Below are 26,492 nucleotides of genomic sequence, written 5' to 3'. Positions count from 1 at the left end.
GACAGGGATTTATGAAAACAAAGCCTCCACGAACAGAAATAGCATACGCCGAAGAGAATTTCGAAGAATGTCCGCCCCGGGCTGAGGCAATGATACACTCACTGAGGGCGTTTGGTTATGACCTCAGCATGGCTGTTGCTGATCTTATTGATAACAGTATCTTTGCTGGTGCAAAAAATCTTTGGATTGAATACGCATGGAATGATGGTAACCCATGGATTCGTATTACGGATGATGGAACAGGAATGACAGAAGATCGGCTGGTTGAAGCTATGAGGCTGGGAACTCAAAGCCCCTTGGAAGAACGGGATTTAAGAGACTTAGGAAGATTCGGGTTAGGGCTAAAGACAGCATCTTTTTCTCAATGCAAGCTTTTAACTGTCATGACAAAAACGAAAGATGGCAAAATCTCGACCAGATTCTGGGATCTCGACAAAGTTCAGACAGCGCGTAACTGGCTCCTAGGCAAAACTCCGCCCACTGATGCCATGAATCTTCTTTCAGGGATTAATGAACTCGGGAGTGGAACAATTGTTCTTTGGCGGAATCTTGATCGTATTGATGAGACATCTGAGACAACCACTTATAACGCTGAGGAGGCATTTCTCGACAAATTCATTACTGTTAAGGAGTATCTTGAAATGGTTTTTCATCAGTACCTTGAACATCATCCAAAAAAGATAAATATTTTTCTCGGCGTGGCTAAATGTGAACCCTGGGATCCATATCTTAGAAAAAATGATTTTACTCAGGAGCTTTCTTCTGAAAAATATGAAGATAGTAAGGTTTCAGTAATTCCCTATGTTTTGCCTCACGTATCTAAAAGAAGTGAATCTGAGAGCACTCATGGCTCAGGACCAAAAGGTTGGAATGCGCAGCAGGGTTTTTATGTTTACCGTAATCGCAGGATGATCATTTCTGGTGGATATCTGAACTTTGATTTGAAAGCAGAAGAACACTATAAGCTGGCAAGGATAAAAGTTAACATTACAAACGATATGGATCATGAATGGTCTATTGATGTCAGAAAGGCAGTTGCAATACCTCCTGACCGATTAAAAGCAGAATTACTGAGAATTGCAAAGGCTACACGGCAGAAGGCTGCGGAAGTGTACAGGGCAAGAACTGGTGCCGTAAGAAAGAGGGGAATTCTGCCACAAACAGATGACGTGTGGATTAAAAAGAAAATAGGGGAGAAGATTTTCTACAAGATAAATCAGGACAACTCTGTGATTAAAATAATTCTTGAAGAAGTTGACAATAAGAAGGGCTGGGCAAAAAAACTCTTTCATGTCATCGAAAGTACGGTTCCCCATCGACTCATTATCATGGACGGGCTGGAACATGAAGATTGCCATGCTGACCTGCCGGCGGACATGAATCTGCCGCCCAAAGAATTGCTTAAAATTTGCTTTGCTCTTTACAACAAATATCGCAGAGAGGGGAAAACTCATGCGCAGACCGCTGATATACTCTGTGGCATGGATATTTTCAGTACTCATCCTGCCTACAGGGCATACTTAGATGATCATGCCCATGAGAGGTTTAAGAAATGAATACATTTGATCAGATTGTTCAACTTTCGTATGCGTATTTTGCCAACAAAAAGGTAACACCTGAAGAGATAAGAAACTTTATCAGCAGAATGATCATTGCATTCCCGGAGGAGCAAATTGACGAGGCAAAGCTTTTCTCCAAAATTGAAAGCATTCATACTGTAACAATTGATGGTTCATTCCTTACGCTTGAAGACAGTGAGGGACATGAAGAGTGGTTTAATGTGTCAACAAATATGTCTATCAATAGGGAATTTCAGTGGCATTTCTGGGATCACCTTAAAACATACCTTATTAATTACAAAGGCCGCACAGCAAGCATAGTCGAGAGCCTTGACCGATTTACAAGTGAAATAATAAGCCGGTTAGAAGATCCTTCTCGCGAGGGAACGTGGGACAGGAGAGGTATGGTCATGGGTAGTGTACAGTCGGGCAAAACCCTTAACTATACTGCTCTCATATGTAAGGCCTTGGATGCAGGCTATAAATTTATTGTCGTACTGACAGGGATACATAATAGTCTTCGCAGTCAAACTCAGGATCGCCTAAACGAAGAGCTTCTTGGCTATGATCTTGATAGAATCCAGAGGCTTACCGGACAGGAAAGGCGTATAGGTGTCAGAAGAATATTTTCTGACCACAGAATTGTTAACACGCTTACAAGCAGTAGCCAAAATGGAGACTTTAGTAGAGCAGTAGCTGCTCAAGCAGGGATAATTCCGTCTCTGACAGGTGATCCGATTGTTTTAATTATGAAAAAGAATGTGACAATTCTTAAGAACCTTGTCAGCTGGCTTAATAGTCTTCCCGGCACGATAGATATTGAGAACCGAAGGGTAGTCCCTGATATCCCATTGCTCCTAATTGATGACGAGTGTGATTTCGCGTCTGTTAACACAAAACAACCGGAAAGAGACGAAAATGGGATTATTGAGGATTGGAATCCAACCGAAACAAATAAGCAAATAAGAACCCTGCTCTTTGGTTTTCAGAAAAGTGCTTATGTTGGATATACCGCGACTCCATATGCAAACATTTTCATCCACAAAGATGATTATCACCCGAGGTATGGGGACGATCTGTTCCCACGGCACTTCATCATAAGCTTGCCTCAGCCCACAAACTATATCGGTCCTGATTATCTTTTCGGAATCACAGGAGATTCTGAGCAGGGGATTGAAAGCATTGACCCGCTTCCGTTGATCAGATATGTAAGAGATCATTCAGGAAAAATTCCTGACACTCACAAGAAAGACCTGAGGGTTGATGATCTGCCCGAATCGATGTTAGATGCCATCAAATGTTTTCTGCTCGTCAGCGCTGCGAGAAGAATCAGGAAAGAAGGTGTCGTGCATAACTCCATGCTTATACATGTTACCCGCTTCACTGCAGTGCAAAGGCAGATTAGGGATCTAGTTGAAAAAGAATTGCGAAAACTTATTGCCAGAATTATGTCTGGTTCGGATTCGTTATCTGACCTTAAGAGAATCTGGGAAACTGATATTGTTCCAACTTCATTAGATATGGAAACAAGGGGCTTCAGCGAAGCAGTGCCTCCTTCATGGAATGAGATTAAGAGAGAACTCTTCAATACTGCCAAAATGGTTAAGGTTAAGGGTATAAACGGAGAAATAGGAGATATTCTGGACTACAGGGAAGCGGATGCTCTGACAAGAGAAAAAATTCAAAGAGGCGAGAATGTATCTTGGGAAGACAGGGGCATTAGTGTAATAGCCATTGGCGGCGACAAACTCTCCCGAGGGCTTACATTGGATGGATTAACAATCTCATATTATTTAAGAGCTTCCCGTATGTATGATACACTCATGCAAATGGGACGATGGTTTGGTTATAGGGAAGGATATAATGACCTTTGCAGAATATACACAACGGAGGAATTGGCAGAGTGGTACCGTCATATAGCACTTGCAAATCAGGAGTTACGCAACGAGCTTGAATATATGGTCGCCATTAATAGTACCCCTGAAAATTATGGTCTAAAGGCAAGAAGCCATCCGGGCAGACTTGCAGTGACCTCGGCTGGCAAGTCGAGAAATGCGGAGAAACTCACTATTTCATTTTCTGGCAAATTCCCCAAAACAATTGTATTCGATCCACGACATCTTGAAAACAACCGGAGAGCACTTCAGACACTGGTCCAGCAAATTGGTAGGGACTGTTCGAGAGATATAGATCCAGAAAAGCCAAGATATCACTGGGAAAAAGTTCAGGCAGCCCCCGTACTGAATTTTCTGAGGAGTTACGCTACGCAGGATGTCGCAAAAAGAGTTGTTGATCCTGCGCGGATTGCTGATTTCATTGAGAGGCAGAACAAGAACGACGAACTCGTTGACTGGCATGTGATTATTGCTTCCAATATCCTGCATGACGCAGAGCATAAGTATCATCTGGGAAAATATACAATCGGATGTGTCAGGAGAACTCCTCTTGAAGTTCTCTCTGACAAAATATCCATAGGGACTCTGACAAGTCCTGCCGATGAATTATTGGACCTCTCGACGCCAGAAATTGAAAGGGCTTCGGAATTTGACCGATCCCGGGGAAAGCAGAGATCGGACAGGCTTCCGACATCCTTGGCCATTCGAGCTGTCAGACCGAAGACAAGAGGACTTATCCTAATATATCTTCCCGCCTGCAAGGATATTGACAATCCAAAGAATAATTATGGGTTAACCGATCAGGAAGTGGTTGGTTTTGCCATCAGTTTTCCGTTTAGTGATACCGCTGTACCCATTGAGTACTGGGCCGGACCGGTCTACATGGAGGAGTACTGATGGGATCAGATGACCGCGTAGATTTTCGTATTAGGCAATTGTGGGAAGAATTAGAGAGAACTTTGCTGCTTGGCACAGGATCTCATCAGCGAGTATATCGCCGTCTTGACCTGGAGACAGAAACAGGGATCAGGCTTGGCTGTGTGGCCCCTGGTAATGTATGGGAATTACTTGTTGAGATTGGGTGCGCAGGAGATTCTTTTTCAGTCGAATATCCGAAGTGGAAAGGAATGGCTTTTGAGACGTTAACTCTGGATGTTCCCAAGGAAAATACCCTTCACATTAGACTTTTTCTCGAGCAAAGAGAAAACAGAGATATTTTTGTAACTGTGTGTGATGATCTTATTCGGGCACTCAATGGCTGCTTGTCAAATGAAAGCCGGCGGAATGAAATTGCGAACTTTCTCGCAAGATGGAGCAGCTTCTTTGAAAAATACGGACAGGAAGGGCTTTCATCAGAAGAACAGCGCGGTTTGTATGGTGAGCTTTGGTGGCTTCGGCGTATGATTCATGCAAGTACTGAGTATTTGGCCGCTATTAATTCATGGAAGGGCTGCAGACGCAACTACCACGATTTTGAAATAAAAGGTCACGTCGTAGAAGTAAAAACAACAATGACAAAAGAACCGCGCAAAGTTCAGATTAATAACGAGCGTCAGCTTGATGACCGAGGATTAAACTCTTTGCATTTGCTTATAATTACTCTTAGAAAATCAGGCGGCGGCGGCGAAACCTTGCCCGATCTTGTTCTGTCTCTGAGAAGCATCTTTTCAGGAAAACCCGTTGCCTATATTTTTGAACAGTCACTCAGAGAGGCCGGATATCTGGATATTCATACAAATCTCTACACCAGCAGCTATACAACCATTAAAGAAGAGCTTTTTCGTATAAGAGAGGGCTCCCCACGCATAACAGATGTGCCGCAGGGCATTGGTGATCTTCATTATACTGTTGTGGTTGCATCTTGTGGAAATTTCGTTTGTGAATTTTCTGAATATTTTGATTTAATCAGGGAATAATGGGATGATTGCCAATGAAGTGATTGATTTCTCCAGAGACTTTCATGATGAAATAAGGGCTGAAGCTCATGCCTATGAGGCACTCAGAGAAGAAGTCTTTGTTGAAAAAATGGGGAATATTCTGGAGGAATATGGAGAAATAGAGAGTCTGGTTCCCTGTCCATACAAGAGCAAAGGCATGAAAGTCGACGGTTACCATTATGATGATGAATTTAAGGATATTACACTAATCGTATCACACTTCTTGGATCATGATGATCCGTCAAAAGCCAAAGTTGCTAATGATGAAATCAACTCTTTATTCAAAAGTGCGACAAATTTTTTGACGCGAAGTCTTAAAGGTTTATATAACAAAATTGATATCTCTAATGAGGCACATGAACTTGCCACACTTATATCGGAATGCAAAGATGATATCCGGACTGCAAAAATTGTTGTTATTACAGACGGAATAACTCAAAAAAAACCTGCGGATATTGATGAGATTGATGGTATTGAAATTATCCGTACCGTCTGGGATATTGAAAGAACATGCCATTTTTATCGAACGGGGGAAAGAGAGAAGATAACTATTGAGTTTGTGGAATACTGCGGTGGACCATTGCCATGTGTATTAAAAAAAAATGAAACAGACCACTATTCTACTTATCTTGGATTTATTCCTGGCTCAGCTCTTGCTGATATGTATGCCAGATGGGGAATCAAAATGCTCGATATGAATGTGAGAGTGTTTCTTTCAGCTCGCGGCAATGTCAACAAGGGAATCAGAGAGACCATACTTAAGGAACCAGATATGTTCTGCGCTTATAACAATGGCATTACGGTTTTTGCCAGAAGTGTTGAAGTCACATCTTCAGAAGCTGGATTCGGACTGGTTAGTGCCGAAGATTTCCAAATCGTCAATGGCGGACAGACCACAGCATCCCTTTATCATTCCAGAAAGAAAGATAGGGCAAATATTGACAATATATTTGTTCAGATGAAATTGACAGTTATAAACAATCCGGAAGATATACCCAAAATTGTACCTAAGATTAGTGAGTATTCAAATACCCAGAATAAAGTTCAGTTGGCTGATCTTGCTGCAAATCAGGCACCTCATCCGGAAATCCAGAATATTTCTAACAACATCTTAGCGCCTGACCCTACCGGAGGTTCCCAGCAGACCTATTGGTTCTACGAACGTGCCCGTGGCAGTTACGAAGAATTCAGGAATCTGAATGCCAGAACTCCCGCACAAAAACGTCAGTTTGATGCTCTCAGACCTAAAAACCAGAAGTTTGATAAGATCAAGTTCGGAAAAGTTTGGAACACATACCTTAGACTTCCACATGTAGTTAGCTTGGGAGGACAGAAAAATTTTGGACGGTTCAATGAATGGTTGAGGGAACAAAAAGAAGAAGACTGGGTTTCTTTTTTCAAAAAAACAGTTGGCTTACTTATACTCTGGAATTCTATGGAAAAGATCGTTCGCAGGCAGGGCTTCCAAGGATATCATCACAACATTGTTTCTTATAGCTTATCATGGTTGTTCCACCTTACAGATTTGCGGATTGATATTGAAAAGATTTGGCAGAAACAGATAGTCAGCGATTCGATTCTTGATGTATTGGAACACATATCACAAATTGTAAATAATCATATTCGTGACACACAACAGAATGTAACGGAGTATTGCAAAAGGGAAGAGTGCTGGAACAGACTGAAAGAGAAAAATTTTTCGCTTCCAGCAAACGTACGGGATGAGTATATCCTTGGAAGCAGAAAATCAGAATATAACCCGAATATCTCAAGCGAAGCAGAAACAATTGAATTCTGCAAAAGTAAAGATGATGAGGCGTGGTTTACCCTATCTAAGTGGCTTAAGGACCGCAATTTTCTGACACCGAAGGCGCGCAGTCAGTGCTTTAATATGGGAAAATTTCTTCGGAAAGGGAAAGAGCCCAGCATTGCACTGAGTATTCCCTGCAAAAAAGCTTGGGAAGAGGCGGAGATTCGTGGTTGGCAGTATAGTCCTGACAAGACGGCATAAGGCTCTCTTAAACATTGAGTTTTTCATTTAAAGCCCCTCACAGGTCGCAATGTTAGTATTCTGGGACAATCCCTTAAGTAATTCAGTAACTTGGGAGCCTTCAAGCCGTGAGAGACCGGGCCATCTTTCAAATAATTTCATGGTCTCGCCTCCGGCGGCTGATTTGCTGTGGGGATGTTCCTACCCGTCGGGCCAGTTCTTTCTGAGACAACCCGGATTCCTGTATCCCGGCTGCGTTTTCATTTTTGGCCTGTCTTTGAGTGAGAATAGATGAGCAATATCATGAAATCAAACGGATGGTCAAGGATATTCCGGCTTCAGTAAACGGATATATGGACGCGCATTACTCCCTTAGACGTCGTGTGAAGAAGGCAATAGGCTTCTGGATAGACCCATGCTTGTAGGCACACCAGACATCCAAGGTATAGGTTTTTTCAAAGACTTTGATTAGGGGCCTTGGCCGGTGCTTGCGGAAGCTTGAGCTTGTATTTATTTGAAGGGATAGCAGTGTAGTCGGTATATTCCATACGCAGTAATTCGTGCATCCGGTGAATTATTACTCCTTTTGTGTAGCATTTTTGAAATAGCCTAAGTCAATAATATCCGGGTCAGCCCAACCAGTCGATCTTTACCAGATGCTCCACTTGTTTGAACTCCGCATCGCCGGTAATTATGGTAGCGTTTTCTTTTAAAGCCGTAGCTACAATGAATGCATCGGCGTAAGCCATAGGATAGCCGGCCTTGATTTCTGCGGCCGTCAGAACCAGATCGTCAGGACAGGAATAAATCCTGATCGGAAGGAGCCTGATCTCTTCCAGAATTCCCCTGGCAAAGGAGATGTCCTGCACCCGGGCACAGCGATAAAAGATTTCGCCCAGGTTGATAATATTCAATATAACCTGTTCATTGCCTCCCTGAGCCCGGTACAAAAGGTCTTCCACCTGTTGCGATCCTTTCTCATTTTGGAGCCAGGCGAGAACGGCGAAGGAGTCGAGCAATGTCTTTTTCTTCACGTTCAACCTCTTTCTTTCTATCTTCCAATAATGCCTTGGTCATGGAAGGCTTCCCTTTCAGAATACCCCTTAAGGATTTGATTGGGTCTTCTGGAAGAGGGGTGATGACCGCCTTATCTTCCACAAGGGTCAGGTTGACCTTCTGGCCGGGTTTTATCTTAAGCTTTTTCCTGATTGCTGCCGGTATGACGATCTGTCCTTTGGCCGAGGTTTTTACAATAGGCATTGGCGTTACCTCTTTTAAAGTTGAACTAAATAAAAGTTTAACTTTTGCAGGGTTGTATGTCAAGATTTTGTTGAACACCATGAAGGGGTCAATTTTCGTTGACAATCTACGGCTCCATGCCTGATAATTAAACAGTAGAATTGTTATTGACTAACCGGAACAATAAGCCGGCCAAAGGGGCCCCACCACATGCAGGAGAGAAAAATCGGACAAAAACGGTATAGGGAAAGCATGGAGATGGCCAAGGCAATAACAGGCTTTTTTATATTTTTTTTCATTGGAATCTTAACGGCCGGCGGGTGTACTAAAAACGAAGAGACGGCCATCGGGAAAAAAGCGGCCTCAGAAACGGCGGGAGACAAAAGAGCGGTATTCAGACTGGCTGTCCAGCCCTGCTGGAGTCCCCCGGATACATTTACCATGTTTACGCCGCTGGCAGATTATCTATCAAGGGAGACCGGACTGAATATAAAGCTGGTTGTCCTGGAAACAGAAGAAGATTTTCATGAGGCATTGGATACAGCGGCATTTACCCTGCAGGACGCCTTTTCCATATACGTGCACAATAAAAAGATTGCTCTTTTTGATCCCTTGGCGATCGCCGTATCGGAAGATGGGGAGACTGAAGAAAGGGGGGTAATCATCGTCAGAGCGGATAGCTCTATTAAAGGCTTAAGCGATTTAAAAGGCAAGACGTTTTTATTTGGCGCCCCGCATAATACGCCAAAGTTCACCGGCGCATACATCACCCTGAAAGAGGCCGGGATCGATCCCGGACGTGACCTGAAAGGCCATGAGTTCGGCGGGGACTGTGACGATAACGCCATGTCCGTATTTTTAGGGGAATACGATGCCGGCGCCGTATGTAAAGATTTTGTGGAGGGGCCGGAGGGTAAAAAGAGGTTCAACTTTAAAACTGACCTGAGGATTGTGGCCGATACCGTGCCCTTACCGAGCTGGATGCTGGCGGCCTCGAAGGATGTGGACAGGGAGGTGGTGGAAAAGGTCAGGAATGCCTTATTAAAAATAGGACCCCGAAGCCCCCTGGCTGAAGAAGTCCTGAAAGAGTGCGAATGGAGCGGATTTATAGCCGTTACCGGCAAGGAATTGTCACGCATCGATAACCTGGTTCGTAAGTATTCGATACCCGTACGGTGATATCAGCCCGCTGGACCCGTGTAATGAAAAACCGGAGTAATAAAAGAGGCGGGGATAGATTATGGCGTACCTCATTAGCTCCCCAGAACTGACTTTCGGCGTGAGATATGAAGCTTAGGACAAAATTAGCCCTTGCCTTTACAGTAATAATAGTCGCTGTTACCGGGACCATTGCCTTCCTGTCCATCCGACGCGAAGTTGAAACCTTTAAAGAAGAGCTAAAAAAACAGGGTCTCATTCTAGCCAATACCCTGGCCGAGGAAAGCAGGGAGGCATTTATTACAGATAAATTTGTTCACACTATGGACTACATCGATACTATCTCCAGGCAGGATTACGTAGTCTATGCCATGGTCATGGATAAGGAAGGCCGGGTGAGGGTCCATAACGATCTTAACAGGGTAGGCAAGGTAATTAAGGACGCAGTCCCTGTTCCGGATAATGTCCTTGCCACAGGCAGGCCGTATATTAGGATCACCGATTCCGGCACAGAAGGCCGGTTATATGACATCGGCGTCCCGGTTATGGTGGGATCAGAGGTGGCTGGAGTGGCCCAAGTCGGTTATTCCTTAAAAAGTATAGAGACCTCCACGGCGAAAGGCATTAGGCAGATAATCCTGGTAACCATGGGCGGCATAATCGTCGGGGGCCTTTTCAACATACTTTACAGCAGACAGTTAGTAAAACCCATTATCAAACTAAAGGAGGCAGCCCATGAGATCGCCGGCAGCCGCTTTAACACAAAAATAGAGGTCATATCCCGGGACGAGATAGGCGAACTGGCCTCTGCTTTTAACCAGATGTCCACCAATCTGAAAAACTCCCGGGATGAATTGATAGAGGCCAAGGGCTATACGGACAATATTATAAGATCCATCGTTGATGCCCTGATCGTAATCGATGCGCAAGGAGTGATAGAGACGGTGAACAGGGCCACGTTGGATATGTTGGGGTACAGCGCAGATGAGATAATTGGGTGGCCCGCAGATAAGATTCTCGCGGGAGACGCACCCCTCAAGGGAGAAGGATTGGATGAACTCATCGCTAAAGGTGAATTAAGAAATTGTGAGACGCTTTATAAGGCCAAAGACGGCAAAGAGATCCCCGTTCTTATCAGCGCCTCGGTAAGAAAGGACAGGGAGGGTAAGACCATACATATAGTCTCTACCGCCAGAGATATCACCGAGCGCAAAAAAATGGAAGAAAATCTCCTGAAGGCCCAGAAACTCGAATCAGTGGGCATTCTGGCGGGTGGTATTGCCCATGATTTCAATAACATCTTGACCGGAATTTTAGGCAATATCGGTCTGGCTATGATACATATGCAATCCGAAGACATAACCTTCAAGAGGTTAACCGCAGCGGAAAAAGCGGCCCTGCAGGCCAGGGATCTGACCCAACACCTGCTCACCTTTTCCAGGGGCGGAGCGCCGGTCAAGAAGGCAGCCTCGATTACAGAACTGTTCAGGGATTCCGTCATGTTTGCGCTGACCGGTTCCAATGTCCAGTGTGATTTTTCCATCCCGGCCGACCTCCGGCCGCTTGACGTGGATGAGGGGCAGATAAACCAGGTTATCAACAACTTGATTATCAATGCCCTCCAGGCCATGCCGGAGGGCGGGACAATTAAGGTAGGGGCGGAAAATATAATCGTGGATGCCGGGCAGGGTCTGCCACTTAAAGAAGGAGCATATGTAAAAATATCTATTGAAGATGAGGGGATCGGTATATCGAAGGCACATCTTCAGAAGATATTTGATCCCTATTTCACTACCAAACAAAAAGGCAGCGGCCTGGGGCTCGCCATTACCTATTCTATTGTCAGACAACATGATGGATATATTGATGTAGAATCTGAGTTGGGGGTTGGGACGAAATTCTCTATCTATCTGCCTGCTTCTGCTGAAAGGATGGTGGCTGGAGGAAAGCCAAAGGAGGAGATAATCGGAGGAGAAGGAATGGTGCTCCTGATGGACGACGAAGAGGTGGTCAGAGACGTGGCCGGAGAGATGTTGAAACACATGGGATACACGGTGGAATTTGCCAAAGACGGCGTCGGGGCGATAGACCTGTATATAAAAGCGAGGTCGTCAGGCAGGCCTTTTGATGTAGTCATCATGGATTTGACTATACCGGGAGGAATGGGTGGTAAGGACGCTATCAAGAAACTACAGGAGATAGATCCTGCCGTCAAGGCGGTTGTATCCAGCGGCTATTCCAACGATCCGGTTATGGCCGACTTCAGGAGTTACGGATTCAGTGGTATCGTAGCCAAGCCCTACAAAATAGAAGAATTGGGCAGGGTATTGAGCATGGTCAGAAAAGGAGACGTTCCGGGTTAAAATCCTCCAACGGTCTTACCGGTACTTCTCAAATTCCTCGCCATACTCGATCTCAGCCTTCTTCTTTAACCCGTCCAGCCACCCTTTTAAGATGACGTCCCTTTGCATAAGTAGAAGTTTTTCCTTTATGGCATCTTTCTGCGTCTCGTAAAGCTCCTTCGGGGCCTCTTTAGTGCCGGCCAGGCTCACAACATAAAAGGCGTCCCCTGTTCTAACCGGTTGTTGGATATACGGATGGGCCGGTGTCAGCATGGACAGTTCCTGCGCGGACCTTGCGAACGGAAATTCATTACCGGAAAGGGCGGTTGGAGCTATATACCCGGTCTCGCGCACCGAAAATCCGTATTTGCGAATCAGATCAGAAAATTGTTGCCCGCCCTTAAGGCCGGATATAAATTTACTGGCCTCTGATTCAGCCAGTTTTGTAGCCTGATTCTCCGTGAAGTCTGCTTTTACCTTTACTTCGATCTCCTCTAATTTTGGTATAAATGACTCTCTTCTCTCCATAACCTCACAGACAAAATAACCCTGGGGCAGTTTAATCAAAGAGCTTACCTCTCCCTTTTTCAGGGCCAGGGCAGCGCGGTTAAAGCCTGCCTCGCGGCCTACTCCATCCACTTCATCCTGTTCAGAAAAAAAGCCGGTCTCTGTCAGAGGAAGGTTTTGCACCCTTGCGTATCTATCGAGACCGCCTGAGCGTATAATCTGTTCGTATGTCCTTGCCGCCCCGGCCATTGCGAACTCCCGGACCTTATTTTCGGTCAGGACCCTTTTGACATCCGCAGCCACTGCGGCCAAGGGTTTTACCGCGGAGGTGACGACCTCAGTCACCTTGATAATATGCAGCCCGGCCTTACTTCTCACCACCGGGCTGATGCCTCCCTTTTCCAGGGAAAAAACCACCTTTTCGAAAGAGGGATCCGTAGTCCCCTGCCGTAAGTATCCGAGGTCTCCACCCCTGAGGGCGCTTTTGTCTTCGGAAAACTGCCTGGCCAGCGCGGCAAAATCCTCGCCGGATCCGGCCTTCTTAAGTGCCTCTTCGGCCCTGGTCTGGGTCCTGGCTATCTCTTCATCCGTCGCCGCAGGCTTCAGGGCAAAAAAGATATGGCTTACCCTTCGCCTTTCCGGTTCTCTAAATGCCTCCGTATTACTTTTATAGTAGTTCTCTACCTCTGCCGGCGACACATTGACCTTAGGCGCATAGTCCTTGAAAAGAAAACGGGCCAGCCGCACCCGCACCCGGGCCGGCACACGATAATCCTCCTGATGGCCGGTAAAATACTGCCGGAGGGCGGGCGACTCTACTTTGACCTGGTTCTTAAAAGCCGCTGCCGTAAACGGGATATAGGCCAGATTTATCCGGCGATTGGCGTACTGAAAGGCATTCCAGACCTCGTCATCCGATACCTTGGCCAACCGGCCCAGCGTATCTGCCACCTTGGCCCAGAGAAGCTCCTTACGCAAATCCTCTTCAAAGGCAGCCGGGGTCATGCGTGCATTTTCCAGAACCCCCCGGTACCTTTCCTCGCTAAACCGGCCTCCTTCATTGAATACCGGCATACTGCGGATATACTCGTTGATCTCTTCATCGCTCACCCGGATATCCAGACCTGCCGCACCTTCCTGTGCCAGGACGTCCTTTATAATACCATCCAGAACCACCTTATCCAGGTTCATCTTCTTAAGCAGGTCCCCGGACAGGGCGTCCCCGTAGATCTGCTGATAGTTTTTCAGGGCGTTATTATAGGCCCTCTGGTAATCAGCCCTGGTTATAATCAGGCCGTTTACTTCCGCCACCATGTCGGCACGCCGGGCGCGTATGGTGCCCACACCCCAGAATATAAAGACCAGGATGACAGCCACCAGGATGATCTTGATAAGCCAGGCACGGGTGTGCCTACGCATAAAGTCGAGCATATAACCTTTCCTCCCTACAGTGTCTCACGGACGTAATTGAGCAGCCCCCCGGCCAGAAGGACATCCCTCTCCCGTTTCTGGACAGTCAGGTTGACCATAAAATGGTGCCCCTGCGTCTCGTTAATAATACGGACCGGTTGTTCAGAAAGGATCTGCTTCCTGATATCCGGGATAGCCAAACGATCATCCGCCTGAATGGAATCATAATCCCCCTTTTTCAGGAACACCAAGGGCAATATGCCAAAGTTAATCAGGTTGCTCCGGTGTATGCGGGCGAAGGACAGGGCCAGCACGGCCTTTATGCCGAGGTACATGGGCCCCAGGGCGGCATGCTCGCGGCTGGAGCCCTGGCCGTAATTCATGCCCCCGACAATGAACCCGCCGCCGGCCTCCCTTGCCCGGTCATAAAAGGTGGGATCGACCTGGCTGAAGATATAGCGGGAAATAGCCGGAATATTGGAGCGGAGCGCGGTAATACTCGCCCCGGCCGGGAGGATGTGGTCGGTGGTAACATCGTGGCCCAGTTTAATCAGGACCAGCCCGGTCAATTCAGAGGGCAGGGCCTCCCGTCCGGGCAGGGCCTGGATATTAGGCCCGCGGATAATCTCTACTCCCTCAGCCCTGGAAGGCTCCAGGGGTGGGATAATAAGCCTGTCATTTATCATGTAGCGTCGTGGGAGGGCTACCCTGACCGGTTCACCCAGGGTCCGGGGATCGGTAAGCGCCCCGGTTAAGGCCGTGACCGCGGCCACTTCCGGACTGGCCAGATAGACCGAGGCGGTCTTTGTCCCGCAACGCCCCTCAAAGTTGCGATTAAAGGTACGGAGACTTACCCCGCCGGTGGGCGGGGCCTGCCCCATACCGATGCAGGGGCCACAGGTATTCTCCAGAATCCGGGCGCCGGAGGCAATAAGGTCACTCAAATAGCCCTTCCTGGCCAGCATGGCCAAGACCTGCCGGGAGCCCGGCGAGATGACCAGGCTTACTCCCGGATGAACCGTCTTACCCCTTAAGATCTCCGCTACCGTGGCCAGGTCTTTATAAGACGAGTTGGTGCAGCTCCCGATGGCCACCTGGTCAACTTTTAAACCCTGCAACTCTGAAACCGGACAGACCTGATCCGGCATGTGCGGCCGGGCCACCAGGGGAACCAGCCGGCTTAAGTCTATCTCTATGACCTCATCATAGACCGCGCCTTCATCAGCCGCCAGCGGAGCAAAAGAATCTCCCCTCCCCTGCGCCCTCAGAAATGCCCGGGTGACCTCATCGCTTGGAAAGACGGAGGTAGTAGCCCCGGTCTCCGCGCCCATATTGGTGATCGTGGCCCGCTCCGGTACGGATAGATGTGCTATGCCGTCACCGCCGTACTCGAATATTCTTCCCACGCCTCCCTTGACCGTGACCCGCCGGAGCAATTCCAGGACAACATCTTTGGCTGTGACCCACGGAGCCATTTCCCCGGTCAGCCTGACCAGTACAATCCGGGGCATAACCAGGTGAAAGGGATATCCGGCCATGGCCAGGGCCACATCCAGGCCGCCCGCGCCGATAGCCAGCATCCCCAGGCCGCCGCCGGTCGGCGTGTGGCTGTCCGAACCGAGGAGCGTCTTCCCGGGCACGCCAAAACGCTCCAGATGGACCTGATGGCAGATGCCGTTACCAGGCCGCGAGAAGTACAAACCATACCGGGCCGCTATGCTCTGCAGAAAACGATGATCATCGGCATTCTCAAAACCGACCTGCAGGGTGTTATGATCGACATAACTTACGGAAAGTTCCGTTTTGACCTTGGGGAGGCCAATGGCCTCAAACTGTAGATAGGCCATAGTTCCGGTGGAGTCCTGGGTCAGTGTCTGGTCGATACGCAGGCTTATCTCCTCCCCTGGCGTCAAGTCCCCATCTACCAGGTGACGTTTTATGATCTTCTCGGCTACAGATAAATACATACGCAAAAATTCCTCACTTTTTGTAGATACTCAGCCACTAAGTCACCAAGACACGAAGGAAGAATGTTAATTTATTGCCGAAAAGAGTTTCAGTATTAAGAAAACTATTCAGTGATCTTAGGGCCTTTGTGTCTTAGTGGCTGAACACACTTACAAATCAGATTTTCTACATAACACCAAAAGGGAAATTTATCAACGACCGCCACAAAAAAGAACCGCCCGGCCGGGACAGGCGGAGCGGTTCGTTCAGAGAACTATGGGTGAGTCAGATCTAAAAACTTAAATTAACTTCGATGTACGGCCAATAATGGCGTTCATAGCCCGAGGCTCCGATAGGCGAAGTCTTGTCGGGGGTGTCGAATTTAAAGTCCATATAACCCAGACGGAACCGGCAATTAGTGGTCAGGTAGTAATCATAATAGATATCCCATATCCGGGCATTTACAGGGTAGAAGCCCACGACCACTGTATCTGTCATAAAAGATGGATTGTAATAGTAATTGTTGGCCGCGTTGTTAACGGACCCCTTACGTCTGAATCCCCTGTAGTTTAAGGGGTTGATCCAGTTGTCATCACCCCGGAAAAATTCCACGCATAACTGCTGGTTGGGGGCAATGGCATCGCCGGTATTCATCCCTACCCACCAGGCATAGCCGTTAAATTTCTCGCCTGAATAGTAATTCGTTGCCGTAGTTGTCCAGGCGTCCGTAGCCGGATCTTTCGTCTGTGTCCGCCAGGAGTGAGGCGGACAACTAAATTCATTAAAGTAAGTCGCCCCATAGACCTGAAACTTCCATATCTGGGTATCCAGATAAGCGCCGGCCAGGGAATAATAGGTAGTAAAATAAGGGATAAATAACCTTTTTAGCCCGTCGGAACTGGTATAGGTCTCACTCCATTTATAAGAACCGGCGGTATCAAAGGAATACCTCGGCATATACCAGTCAGGCATATAGAGGCCGCTGACTACAAGCACAGTATCCCTGGCCAGTTTTAATTGCCCCTGGGCGATATAAACATCCGTATCCGGCCCCTGCCCTTCCAAACCGAGCAGATCTCTCCCGGTGCTTGAACCCTTGGGATTTGTAAAACCCATGTCACGATACTTCGCATAGGACAAGATCAGGCTGTTACCTTCCTTAACTTTCTTTCCATAGGAGCCCAGAGGTCCCTTGCCCACCGGAAATTTCTCTGTCCCCTCTGACGGTATAGCCAGAGGCGACCAGCATTTGTCCAAGGTGGTGTCGGGAAGTTTGTACTCCCACATGACCCCATCTACTTCAGAATCTATAAAAACACGGGGGAACGGGGCATTCTGGCGTGATGGTGGGCCATCCATACCGGCCAGGCGCCCGGCATAGAAATTGGAGTTTATTTTGGGGACGTTAAACTTCGCGTAGATATGTTCTACACGCGTGGATACATCGCTGCCGATACCGGAATGGAAGGAATTGACGCTGTCCAGGGGGTCCTGGTCCGGCCACGTGGCGTAAGTGCCGAACCTTTTGTTGATAGTCAGACGGCCGTAAAGGTCCACCATATCCGGCACCACCTGGGCATCAAAATTCAGACGCAGACGCATCGGAAACCCGGTCTCATTCTTGTATTTTTTGTCGCTGGTAGGCTGGCCGGCTCCGTAAAAACCCTGCGTCGTCTCCGCCCGCTCGGATACCATACGCACCCGGAATTCCCCGCCCCAGTTGATCCGGTCACGACTGGCCTTTTTGGCCACCTTATCGCTGACCTCTTTGGCCGCCTCGGCCTTCTTCTCAACCTGTGTTACCTTTTCCTGGGTCGTGACCTCTTTCTTCTCAAACTCCGCCACTTTTCCTCGCAGTTCCTGCACCTCTTCACGCAGTTTTCTGACCTCCAGTAATAGGTCCGAAAGCTTGGGTTCCTCAGCCAGGGCCGGGATAGTCCATATCAGAACGGCGGCTATCATCAAAAACGCCACCATAGCTCTGAGCCCATTTCTGCGAGCGACGATTGTTTTATGTTCTTGCGCACATCTCAAAAACATATAACCCCCTCTTAAAATAAAAACTCACCTGATCCGGTTAAGGTTAATGAATCAGAATTCATTTTACGTGTGAATTACTACAAACGTTTTCGGAAGTCAAATACAAAATAGAAAACTCCAGTCGCCAAATTATTCTCCTTGCATTATTACTTCCTTTAAATTTAAAATATAAAAAAAGGAGTTAAGTGTACAAAGGAGGTTATATTTTATGGATGATACCAATAAAGAAGTGAAGATAATCGGAGCCTTTTTGCTGGGCGGAATTGTTGGCGCCGGTCTGGCCCTTTTGCTTGCCCCTCAATCAGGCAAAAGGACGCGGGAAGATATCGCCCGCATTGCTACTAAGGCCAAACGTCGGGCTGAAGACGTGGCCGAAGATGCGGCCCATACGGTCAAGAACGTGATTTATGACGTAGGCGAATTATTGTCCGATGTCGTCGGCCACGGGAAGGACCTGACCGAAGATGTGAAGAAAAAATTGCTTGGGGCCATAGAGGAAGGTCAGAAATCATTTGAAGAACAAAAGACAAAAATCTTGAAAATGGTAAAAAAATAGTTGGCGACGGGGCACACAACGCGGCATAGCCGCAGGTAAAAACGCCTTGCGCCAATTTAAATGATAAAACCCAAAGTTCAAATCAATGCCAAATGCCAAAGCTCAAATGGAGTCCGCTGGAGGCGGATGACATTTGTCATTTGAACTTCCTTTGAGCTTTGGGCTTCAGGCTTTCAGCCTTGATCTTTTATTAAGTCCCCACCGTAAACCCGGTTTGTCTCTTGACAAATATCCCCACGATTATTATCGTTAGCAATGTAACGCCAAGAGTGCTAACAGGTTAAGCCAATGGTAAAATCTGATATACAAAGGCAGCGCAAAGTCCTGCAAGCTGTAATTCAGGAGTATATTACGACGGCAGAACCGGTAGGCTCACGTCGCGTCTGTCACAAATACAGCTTTGACGTAAGCCCGGCTACCGTCCGCAATATTATGGCCGATATGGAAGAAATGGGGTTTCTGTTTCAACCCCACGCCTCGGCCGGCCGTATACCGACCGAAAGCGGGTGGCGTTTCTATATAGACAGCATACTGGAGGTCACCCCGCTTTCTGAAGCGGAAAAGGCCTTGGTCGCCGGCAGCCTCAAAAGAAAGCTGCCTGCCGGTGAGGTGCTTAAGGATACTTCACGGGCCTTATCATCCATTTCCGGCCATACAGCCATTGTATCCGCTCCCCGTTTCACACAAGCGGTATTCAAGCATATTGAATTCATCCGGCTGCGTAAAGGTGTTGTTCTTGTAATTTGTGTTTCTCCCGCCGGCATCGTTCAAAACAAGATCATAGAAGTGGAAGAAAACCTTGACCAGGCCAGGCTGGATAGATTGTCCCGCTACCTGACTGAATTGCTAAGCGAAATGACCATAGAAGAGGCAAAGAAAAAAATCTTGCGTGAGATGCAGGCGGAAAAGGACCTGTTTAACCGGTTGCTCTCCAGCGCCCTGGAGATGAGCGAAAAAAATCTTCCGGATGGCGAAGAAGCGGTATATATCGAAGGTAAGACCAACATCTTAAGATACCCGGAGCTCTGCGAAATTGATAAAATGAAGGCTATTTTCGAGACCTTCGAGGAAAAGGGGATCCTCATCAAGCTATTGGACAAATGTATAACCGCGCAGGGAGTACAAATCTTTATCGGCTCAGAGAGTGAATATAATGCCATGGAAGGATGCAGTATTGTGGCCTCACCTTACGTCACCGGGGGAAATGTACTGGGGGCCCTGGGGGTAATTGGTCCGATGCGCATGAATTACGCAAGGCTCATCCCGTTAGTCAGATACACCGCTGACCTCCTGGGTGAATTGATTAAAGAGCGTTCCGGGTAAGCTGAAAGCCGAAATCTGGAATCTCAACCTTGATGGCTTCGTAAAAAGTAAATTTTTACCGCAGAGAACGCTGAGATAACATATTTAATAGCTTACAGTTTTTCTCTGCGGACTCTGCGTGCTCAGCGGTGAAAAAGCTTTTTTGCGAATTCATTAACCTTAAGCTCCGATAAAGGACGGGTTATGTCAATTGACGATAAAGCGACTGAAAATAAAACGGAAGATGTTAAGGTTGAAATAAGCAAAGAGGCCTTGGAAACACAGAAAAGACCTCTTACGGAAAAAAGTGTTGAAGAATTAGCAGCCCTGATTAAAGAAAAAGAACAAGAGGCCATCGCCCATTATGACCGGATGTTGCGTATGGCAGCGGAACTGGAAAATTACAAAAAAAGGGCGGAGAGGGAAAAAGCAGAGCATATTAAGTATGCGAATGAGTCCCTTGCCAAGGAACTCCTGTCCATACTCGACAATCTGGAACGGGCGGCGGAGCACGCCAAAAATGATGATACGGACAAGCAGGCCCTTCTGGCCGGTGTAGAGATGGTTTTGAGGGAATTTATGAATGCGATGGAAAAGTTCGGCCTCAAGGCTGTAGATGCTTGCGGCCAGGTTTTTGACCCGCAATATCATGAAGCGGTTATGGTAGAAGAGAATGATAGCGTGGAAGATAATACCATACTTAATGAGCTTCAAAAGGGGTATATATTTAAAGATCGCCTCTTAAGGCCGGCTATGGTGGTGGTTTCCAGGCGGCCGGTTAGTACCCCAGAAAATGTTTAACATCGACAAATTTAACCAGTTTAACCACAGAGAGCACAGAGAAAAAAATTTTAAAAACTCTGTGTCCTCTGTGGTTAATCTTTCGATAATACGTCTATTTATATAAGGAGGATAAAATGGGTAAGGTTATTGGTATAGATTTGGGAACAACCAACTCTTGTGTAGCTATCATGGAGGGAAACGAGCCTAAAGTAATAGCTAACGTTGAAGGCGGTCGAACCACTCCATCTATAGTGGCTTTTACGGAAAGCGGTGAGCGATTGGCCGGCCAGATTGCCAAAAGGCAGTCTATTACTAATCCGACTAACACTGTTTTTGCCATTAAGCGGCTCATAGGCCGCAAATATAGGGACGCGGAGGTCCAGAAGGCTATTAAAGTCCTCCCATACAAGATCGTGGAAGGAACAGATGGAGACGCCTACGTACAGATCAAGGATAAGGACTATAGCCCGGCAGAGATATCGGCCATGATCCTGCAGAAGATGAAGCAGACTGCGGAAGAATATCTCGGAGAAAAGGTCACAGACGCTGTAGTTACGGTCCCGGCATATTTCAATGACAGTCAGCGCCAGGCCACCAAGGATGCCGGCCGCATTGCAGGCCTGAATGTCCTCCGGATCATAAACGAGCCGACAGCGGCTTCGCTGGCCTACGGCCTGGACAAGAAAAAGGAAGAAAAGATCGCTGTTTTTGACCTCGGGGGCGGTACCTTTGATATCTCCATCCTGGAAATAGGCGAAGGCGTCTTTGAGGTTAAATCCACCAACGGGGATACCTTCCTGGGTGGTGAAGATTTCGATCTGCGCGTCGTTCATTACCTGGCCGATGAATTTAAAAAGGATCAGGGAATTGATCTCAGGCAGGACAAGATGGCCTTACAGAGGCTGAAAGAGGCCGCAGAAAAGGCCAAGATGGAACTTTCCACCTCCCTGGAGACGGATATAAATCTTCCCTTCATCACGGCGGACGCCAGCGGCCCCAAACACCTGGGCATGAAACTTACCCGCGCCAAGCTGGAATCATTAGTGGAAGACCTTATCAATAAAGTGGAAGGACCATGCCGGATGGCCCTGAAAGACGCCGGGCTTAAGCCTTCGGATATAAATGAGGCAATCCTGGTCGGCGGCATGACGCGTATGCCCAGTGTGCAGCAAAAGGTACGGGAGATCTTCGAGAAAGAGCCGCATAAGGGCGTCAATCCGGACGAGGTAGTGGCCGTGGGGGCCGCCATTCAGGCCGGTGTCCTTAAGGGCGAGGTAAAGGACGTCCTGCTCCTGGACGTGACTCCGCTCTCCCTGGGGATTGAGACGCTCGGAGGGGTGCTTACAAAGCTCATCGAGAAGAATACTACCATCCCTACCCGGCGGAGCCAGATTTTTTCCACCGCCGCAGATAGTCAGCCGGCCGTATCTATCCACGTCCTGCAGGGCGAACGCGATATGGCGGCAGATAATAAGACCATCGGCCGTTTTGAGCTCGTCGGCATCCCCCCGGCCCCGCGCGGAGTGCCCCAGATTGAGGTCGCCTTTGACATTGATGCCAACGGTATCCTTCACGTCTCCGCCAAGGATTTAGGGACAGGGCGCGAGCAGTCCATAAAAATTACTGCCTCAAGCGGTCTGTCCGAGGAAGAGATCAGGAAAATGGTCCGGGATGCAGAGGCCCATGCCGAAGAGGACCATAAGAAAAAGGCCCAGGCTGAGGCGCGAAACCATGCCGACACCCTTATATACGCCACTGAGAAATCTATGGCCGATTTAGGGGATAAAGTTGATGCAACCACCAGGAGCAATGTCGAGGATGCCGTTACCCGTCTGAAAAAGGCCATGGAAGGGAACGACGCAGAAGAGATTAAGCGCCTTTCAGAGGAGTTGACCAAGGCCTCCCATAAGCTGGCCGAAGCGCTCTATGCCAAAACAGCTCAGGCTGAAGCGGCCGGCGCCGGCGGCCCGGGGGCTGCGGGCGGCGAAGCGCAGGCAAAAAAGGATGAAGAAGAGGTGGTGGAAGCAGAGTTCGAAGAGGTAAAGTAATTGTGTTTTGTTACGAGTTGCGGGTCCTGTCTAACTCGCAACCCGCAACTCGTAACCCGCAACCTGTAGGTTTCTAATTGATCATCAAATTCATCCAGCTAATTACTCTGACCCTCTTAATCAGCACACCATTTGGTTATTGGCGGGATAAAACCCGTAAATATTCTCTGGCCTGGTTCCTCTCCATTCACATCCCCATCCCCGCTCTTTACCTTATACGGAGGGCGATGGGGCTCTCACTTTACTACTTGCCGGCCGTTAGCGTATTTTTTATTCTGGGCCACATTCTGGGAGCAAGATTGCACAGGCCCCCGGAAAGCCGGTAGAAAATAAGTGCTACTTGTTAATGGCTATTTGTCGAGGTTAGGGGAGGCCAATAGTTAACAATCCTTCACAATTACAAAAAATTTCACTTGTGAAAAAAGTTTTAATCCATCCTCAATCTATGCTATAAATAAAAATTACCGTTATGCCGAAAGGTAATAGAGGTAGTTTAGTGCTCATCCGGAAACCCTGGATTCCGTAGCCTGCCCCGTACTTGATACGGGGTCAGGCACGGAATGACAGATAAGAGGTATTTTCAGGTGAAAACAAGCTTTTTCAAAAAGTCCATACGTAACCGGATCCTTCTGGGTATATTGGCGGTCCCGGCCCTTTCTGTCCTCATCTTCATCCCCTGGAGCCTGAACTTTATCGACAAGACCGCACTAAAACAGGCCCAGGAAAAAGTGGAGTTTGACCTCAATTCTTCCCGCGTTATTTATAACGGCGAGCTTTATCACCTGTCCAGGTTAATACTCTATCAATCCCTGCGGACTTCCATAACTAATGAAATATTTAGCGGCAAACCGGGACCCTTGAAAAAGGAACTGGGAAAGTTAAAGGACCTGGAAAAGGTCGATATCCTCCTGGCCACCGACAATAAAGGACGGGTAGTGGCCCGGGCCGGAATCTCAGAGGTACAGGGTGATGACCTCTCCACAGATAAACTGATATCAAGGGCGCTGAAGGGACAGTGCGTTTATGCCACAGACCTCCTCCCCTTAGAAAGACTGGCCCGGGAGGGAGGAGACCTGGCAGAACGGGCTTGCATTGAGATAATTCCCACACCACGGGCCAAACCGAAGCCCAGACCAAGGCGCCTCGACAGCGGCATGGTGCTGGCAGCGGCTCAACCGGTTATGGCCGACGGCAAGGTAGCAGGAACGCTCTATACTGCACAACTCCTCAACCGCAACTTTGATATTGTGGACAAAACCAGAGATACGGTTTACCGGGATCGGCTCTATAAAGGCCGCATGGTAGGCACCTCGACTATCTTCCAGGGCGAAGTGAGGATTTCGACCAATGTCCAGACAAGGGACGGCCGGCGGGCCATCGGCACCTGTATATCGGCCGAGGTCGGCGAGGCCTGCCTGGAAAAAGGTGAGCGCTGGATCGGCCGGGCCTTTGTGGTCCACGACTGGTACATCACGGCCTATGAGCCTATCTACGACCTCGATAAAAAGACTATCGGCATACTTTATGTGGGAACGCTGGAGTCGCCCTATGTCGGTTTAAAGGATGAGCTATTTACCCAGATCGTCCTCTTCGTCATAGGTATTACCCCCTTTGGGGTGGTGATCTCTATATTTGTCTCCAAGAAGATAGTACGACCCATAAAAGAACTTGCTGTTGCTACAGAGAAAATTGCCGAAGGCGACTACACCAGACGGGCTATCATAGAAAGTCCGGACGAAGTCGGGATGCTGGCCTCCTCTTTCAATCGTATGACGGAAAGTATCCAGGCCAAGACTGAGGCCCTGAATGAGGCGCAAAAAAGTCTCTATAATTACTCCAAAAATCTGGAAGAGTTGGTTAAAGAACGGACCGAACGGCTTCTGGCTACAGAGATGCGCTATACTAACCTCTTCGAGATAGCCAATGACGCCTTTTTCACGATAGACAGAAATTATATCTTTACCTCTATCAACAGCTACGGAGAAAATCTAACCGGATATTCCCGGGAGGATATGACAGGAAAAATGCATCTCCTGGACATCGTCCATCCCGATGAACGGGATCTGGTAAGGAATAAAATCGAAAGGGTCATTGCCGGTAAGGCCGCAACAGTGGGAATCGCTTTCCGCTTAATAGATAAGACCCGTACCGAAAAAATCATAGAAATGCATATTTCCGTACTGAAGGAAGGCAAGGCTGGCGCCGGGATACTGGGCATCGCCAGGGATGTGACCGAACGAAGGAAACTGGAAGAGGATGTGTCCCGCACCAGGGATGAACTTCAGGTGCTCTTTAACAGCATCACCGATGGCATAGACGTCGTGGACAGAGATTACAACGTTATCAAGGCCAATGAAGGTATGGCCAGACAACGTGGCATACCCGTGCAGGACATGATTGGGCGCAAGTGTTACGAAATTTTCTACAAACGTCAAAAGCCGTGCGAGGGTTGTGTGGTTGAGGAGACCTTTAAGACGGGCAAAACATACTTTAAGACACGGGAGCGGACCAGAAGCAACGGGACGGTAGTCAGCGCCGACGTATTTACCTTCCCCATATTCGACCATGAAGACCGGATAATACAGGTGGTAGAGTATTCCCGTGATGTTACAGAAAAAAAACAGCTGGAACAGCAGCTCCTGCAGGCACAAAAGATGGAAAGTATAGGGGTGTTGGCCGGAGGGATTGCCCATGATTTCAATAACCTGCTCTCCGGGATACTGGGTTATGCCTCGCTCCTTAAAACCAGGACCCGGGAGGGAGATTCTTTATATAAGTATGCCGATACCATTGAGCAATCAGCGGTCAAGGCCGCCCGTTTGACCCGGCAATTACTGACCTTCAGTCGTGGGGATAAATCCCGTACAGAACCTGTAAATATAAATAAGATTGCCGAGGAAACCCTTCAACTCCTGGAAAGAACTATCGATAGAAGCATCCGGATACATAAGGAATTCTCGCCGGATATATGGGCCATGGAAGCAGACCCCTCTCAGATGGAACAGGTTCTCCTCAACATCTGCATAAATGCCCGGGATGCCATGCCCACCGGGGGCATCCTAACGATCAAGACGGAAAATGTAACGCTTAACGACGAACCCCTGGCCGATTACCCGGAGACAGCCACAGGCAATTACGTCAAGATTACCATTTCCGATACCGGCACCGGGATAGCCAGGGATATCCAGCACAAGATATTCGATCCATTTTTTAGCACCAAGGACAAGAGGAAGGGAACGGGCCTGGGGTTATCCGTAGTCTATGGCGTGATCAAAAATCATGGGGGGTTCATCAACCTCAAAAGCGAACCCATGAAGGGCACAACCTTTGAGATCTATATCCCGGCGTCAACTAACATAGCTGCCCCATCAGACTCAGCCGCATCAGTAAAGGAATCAAGGGGCGGGCATGAAAATATCCTCTTGGTAGATGACGAGGAGGTAGTAAGGGACCTGGGCAGGGAAGTCCTTGAGAGCTACGGATATAAAGTTATACCGGCGGCTGACGGCATCGAAGCCGTTAGTATCTATGAGAAACAAAAAGACGGAATTGACTTGATTATTCTGGACATGATCATGCCCAGGATGGGTGGTATCGAGACCTTTGAACGGCTACAAGCCGTCAACCCGGCAGTCAAAGTTATCGTCTCCAGCGGTTATAGCTCAGACGGGCACTATCAAGCCGTAGTCCAAAAAGGCGCTAAAGGATTTATCCAGAAGCCTTACAAGATCGACGAATTAATAAGAATGGTCCGCCAGGCCCTGGACGAGAGTTGAGGA

Annotated in this window: 16 protein-coding genes; 11 read left to right on the top strand and 5 right to left on the bottom strand. The window is 48.0% G+C overall.

Annotated features, from left to right (window positions below; all coding sequences use genetic code 11):
- Positions 1-11 precede the first annotated feature (11 nt).
- From RDU59_08765 to RDU59_08750, 4 genes are read left to right on the top strand one after another with little or no spacing between them, the layout of a single operon-like run.
- Complete coding sequence (locus RDU59_08765) at positions 12-1,556, top strand: ATP-binding protein (protein ID MDQ7838569.1); 1,545 nt, start codon at positions 12-14, stop codon at positions 1,554-1,556.
- On the top strand, positions 1,553-4,351 hold the full coding sequence (locus tag RDU59_08760; protein ID MDQ7838568.1) for a Z1 domain-containing protein: 2,799 nt from the start codon (positions 1,553-1,555) through the stop codon (positions 4,349-4,351). The genes RDU59_08765 and RDU59_08760 overlap by 4 nt, the downstream gene beginning before the upstream one ends.
- Entirely contained in the window at positions 4,351-5,370 is a 1,020-nt protein-coding gene (locus tag RDU59_08755) for a PD-(D/E)XK motif protein (GenBank protein ID MDQ7838567.1), read from the top strand. Before RDU59_08760 ends, RDU59_08755 begins: the two co-directional genes overlap by 1 nt.
- Positions 5,371-5,374: 4 nt before the next feature.
- Complete coding sequence (locus tag RDU59_08750; protein ID MDQ7838566.1) at positions 5,375-7,402, top strand: AIPR family protein; 2,028 nt, start codon at positions 5,375-5,377, stop codon at positions 7,400-7,402.
- A 608-nt stretch (positions 7,403-8,010) separates the two neighbouring features.
- On the opposite strand, the gene RDU59_08745 is transcribed toward RDU59_08750, so the two are convergent.
- Together RDU59_08745 and RDU59_08740 are read right to left on the bottom strand one after the other, a co-directional pair.
- Positions 8,011-8,415: a type II toxin-antitoxin system VapC family toxin gene (locus RDU59_08745; protein ID MDQ7838565.1), complete on the bottom strand. Its 405-nt coding sequence runs from the start codon at positions 8,413-8,415 to the stop codon at positions 8,011-8,013.
- Entirely contained in the window at positions 8,360-8,641 is a 282-nt protein-coding gene (locus tag RDU59_08740) for an AbrB/MazE/SpoVT family DNA-binding domain-containing protein (GenBank protein MDQ7838564.1), read from the bottom strand. The genes RDU59_08745 and RDU59_08740 overlap by 56 nt, the downstream gene beginning before the upstream one ends.
- Before the next feature lie 189 nt (positions 8,642-8,830).
- Between RDU59_08740 and RDU59_08735 the strand changes: the two genes are divergently transcribed.
- On the top strand, positions 8,831-9,799 hold the full coding sequence (locus tag RDU59_08735) for a phosphate/phosphite/phosphonate ABC transporter substrate-binding protein (GenBank protein MDQ7838563.1): 969 nt from the start codon (positions 8,831-8,833) through the stop codon (positions 9,797-9,799).
- 107 nt (positions 9,800-9,906) lie between these two features.
- Positions 9,907-12,141 (top strand): ATP-binding protein, encoded by a 2,235-nt coding sequence (locus RDU59_08730; GenBank protein MDQ7838562.1) that lies wholly within the window; start codon positions 9,907-9,909, stop codon positions 12,139-12,141.
- 15 nt (positions 12,142-12,156) lie between these two features.
- On the opposite strand, the gene RDU59_08725 is transcribed toward RDU59_08730, so the two are convergent.
- From RDU59_08725 to RDU59_08715, 3 genes are all read right to left on the bottom strand, one after another.
- A complete protein-coding gene (locus RDU59_08725; protein MDQ7838561.1) occupies positions 12,157-14,058 on the bottom strand; it encodes a SurA N-terminal domain-containing protein in 1,902 nt (633 codons plus the stop codon).
- A 14-nt stretch (positions 14,059-14,072) separates the two neighbouring features.
- Positions 14,073-16,004, bottom strand: a complete 1,932-nt coding sequence (locus tag RDU59_08720; protein MDQ7838560.1) for an aconitate hydratase — start codon at positions 16,002-16,004, stop codon at positions 14,073-14,075.
- A 271-nt stretch (positions 16,005-16,275) separates the two neighbouring features.
- Positions 16,276-17,961 carry a hypothetical protein gene (locus RDU59_08715; GenBank protein ID MDQ7838559.1) on the bottom strand — a complete coding sequence of 562 codons (1,686 nt, stop codon included), beginning with the start codon at positions 17,959-17,961 and terminating at the stop codon, positions 16,276-16,278.
- A 271-nt stretch (positions 17,962-18,232) separates the two neighbouring features.
- On the opposite strand from RDU59_08715, the gene RDU59_08710 reads away from it, so the two are divergent.
- The 5 genes from RDU59_08710 to RDU59_08690 all read left to right on the top strand — a co-directional run bounded on the left by RDU59_08710 (position 18,233) and on the right by RDU59_08690 (position 26,489).
- On the top strand, positions 18,233-18,580 hold the full coding sequence (locus tag RDU59_08710; protein MDQ7838558.1) for a YtxH domain-containing protein: 348 nt from the start codon (positions 18,233-18,235) through the stop codon (positions 18,578-18,580).
- Positions 18,581-18,868: 288 nt separating this feature from the next.
- A complete protein-coding gene (gene hrcA / locus RDU59_08705) occupies positions 18,869-19,903 on the top strand; it encodes a heat-inducible transcriptional repressor HrcA (GenBank protein ID MDQ7838557.1) in 1,035 nt (344 codons plus the stop codon).
- Positions 19,904-20,086: 183 nt separating this feature from the next.
- Positions 20,087-20,683 carry a nucleotide exchange factor GrpE gene (gene grpE, locus RDU59_08700; protein MDQ7838556.1) on the top strand — a complete coding sequence of 199 codons (597 nt, stop codon included), beginning with the start codon at positions 20,087-20,089 and terminating at the stop codon, positions 20,681-20,683.
- 116 nt (positions 20,684-20,799) lie between these two features.
- Positions 20,800-22,713, top strand: coding sequence for a molecular chaperone DnaK (gene dnaK, locus RDU59_08695; GenBank protein ID MDQ7838555.1), 1,914 nt, complete (start codon positions 20,800-20,802; stop codon positions 22,711-22,713).
- Positions 22,714-23,297: 584 nt separating this feature from the next.
- Complete coding sequence (locus tag RDU59_08690) at positions 23,298-26,489, top strand: PAS domain S-box protein (protein MDQ7838554.1); 3,192 nt, start codon at positions 23,298-23,300, stop codon at positions 26,487-26,489.
- Positions 26,490-26,492: the final 3 nt, after the last annotated feature.

It is taken from the genome of Thermodesulfobacteriota bacterium (assembly GCA_031082315.1).
Taxonomy (GTDB): domain Bacteria; phylum Desulfobacterota; class QYQD01; order QYQD01; family QYQD01; genus QYQD01.
Note: the sequence above shows the minus strand (reverse complement) of the source record. Positions and strands in the feature narration are given on the sequence as shown.

Bases quoted from the DNA above. Each gene is read 5' to 3' on its own strand.
- RDU59_08720 (MDQ7838560.1), bottom strand. From the start codon at position 16,004: ATGTATTTATCTGTAGCCGAGAAGATCATAAAACGTCACCTGGTAGAT.
- RDU59_08725 (MDQ7838561.1), bottom strand. From the start codon at position 14,058: ATGCTCGACTTTATGCGTAGGCACACCCGTGCCTGGCTTATCAAGATC.
- grpE (MDQ7838556.1), top strand. From the start codon at position 20,087: ATGTCAATTGACGATAAAGCGACTGAAAATAAAACGGAAGATGTTAAG.
- RDU59_08750 (MDQ7838566.1), top strand. From the start codon at position 5,375: ATGATTGCCAATGAAGTGATTGATTTCTCCAGAGACTTTCATGATGAA.
- RDU59_08740 (MDQ7838564.1), bottom strand. From the start codon at position 8,641: ATGCCTATTGTAAAAACCTCGGCCAAAGGACAGATCGTCATACCGGCA.
- hrcA (MDQ7838557.1), top strand. From the start codon at position 18,869: ATGGTAAAATCTGATATACAAAGGCAGCGCAAAGTCCTGCAAGCTGTA.
- RDU59_08715 (MDQ7838559.1), bottom strand. From the start codon at position 17,961: ATGGTGGCGTTTTTGATGATAGCCGCCGTTCTGATATGGACTATCCCG.
- RDU59_08710 (MDQ7838558.1), top strand. From the start codon at position 18,233: ATGGATGATACCAATAAAGAAGTGAAGATAATCGGAGCCTTTTTGCTG.
- RDU59_08735 (MDQ7838563.1), top strand. From the start codon at position 8,831: ATGCAGGAGAGAAAAATCGGACAAAAACGGTATAGGGAAAGCATGGAG.
- RDU59_08760 (MDQ7838568.1), top strand. From the start codon at position 1,553: ATGAATACATTTGATCAGATTGTTCAACTTTCGTATGCGTATTTTGCC.
- RDU59_08755 (MDQ7838567.1), top strand. From the start codon at position 4,351: ATGGGATCAGATGACCGCGTAGATTTTCGTATTAGGCAATTGTGGGAA.
- RDU59_08730 (MDQ7838562.1), top strand. From the start codon at position 9,907: ATGAAGCTTAGGACAAAATTAGCCCTTGCCTTTACAGTAATAATAGTC.
- dnaK (MDQ7838555.1), top strand. From the start codon at position 20,800: ATGGGTAAGGTTATTGGTATAGATTTGGGAACAACCAACTCTTGTGTA.
- RDU59_08765 (MDQ7838569.1), top strand. From the start codon at position 12: ATGAAAACAAAGCCTCCACGAACAGAAATAGCATACGCCGAAGAGAAT.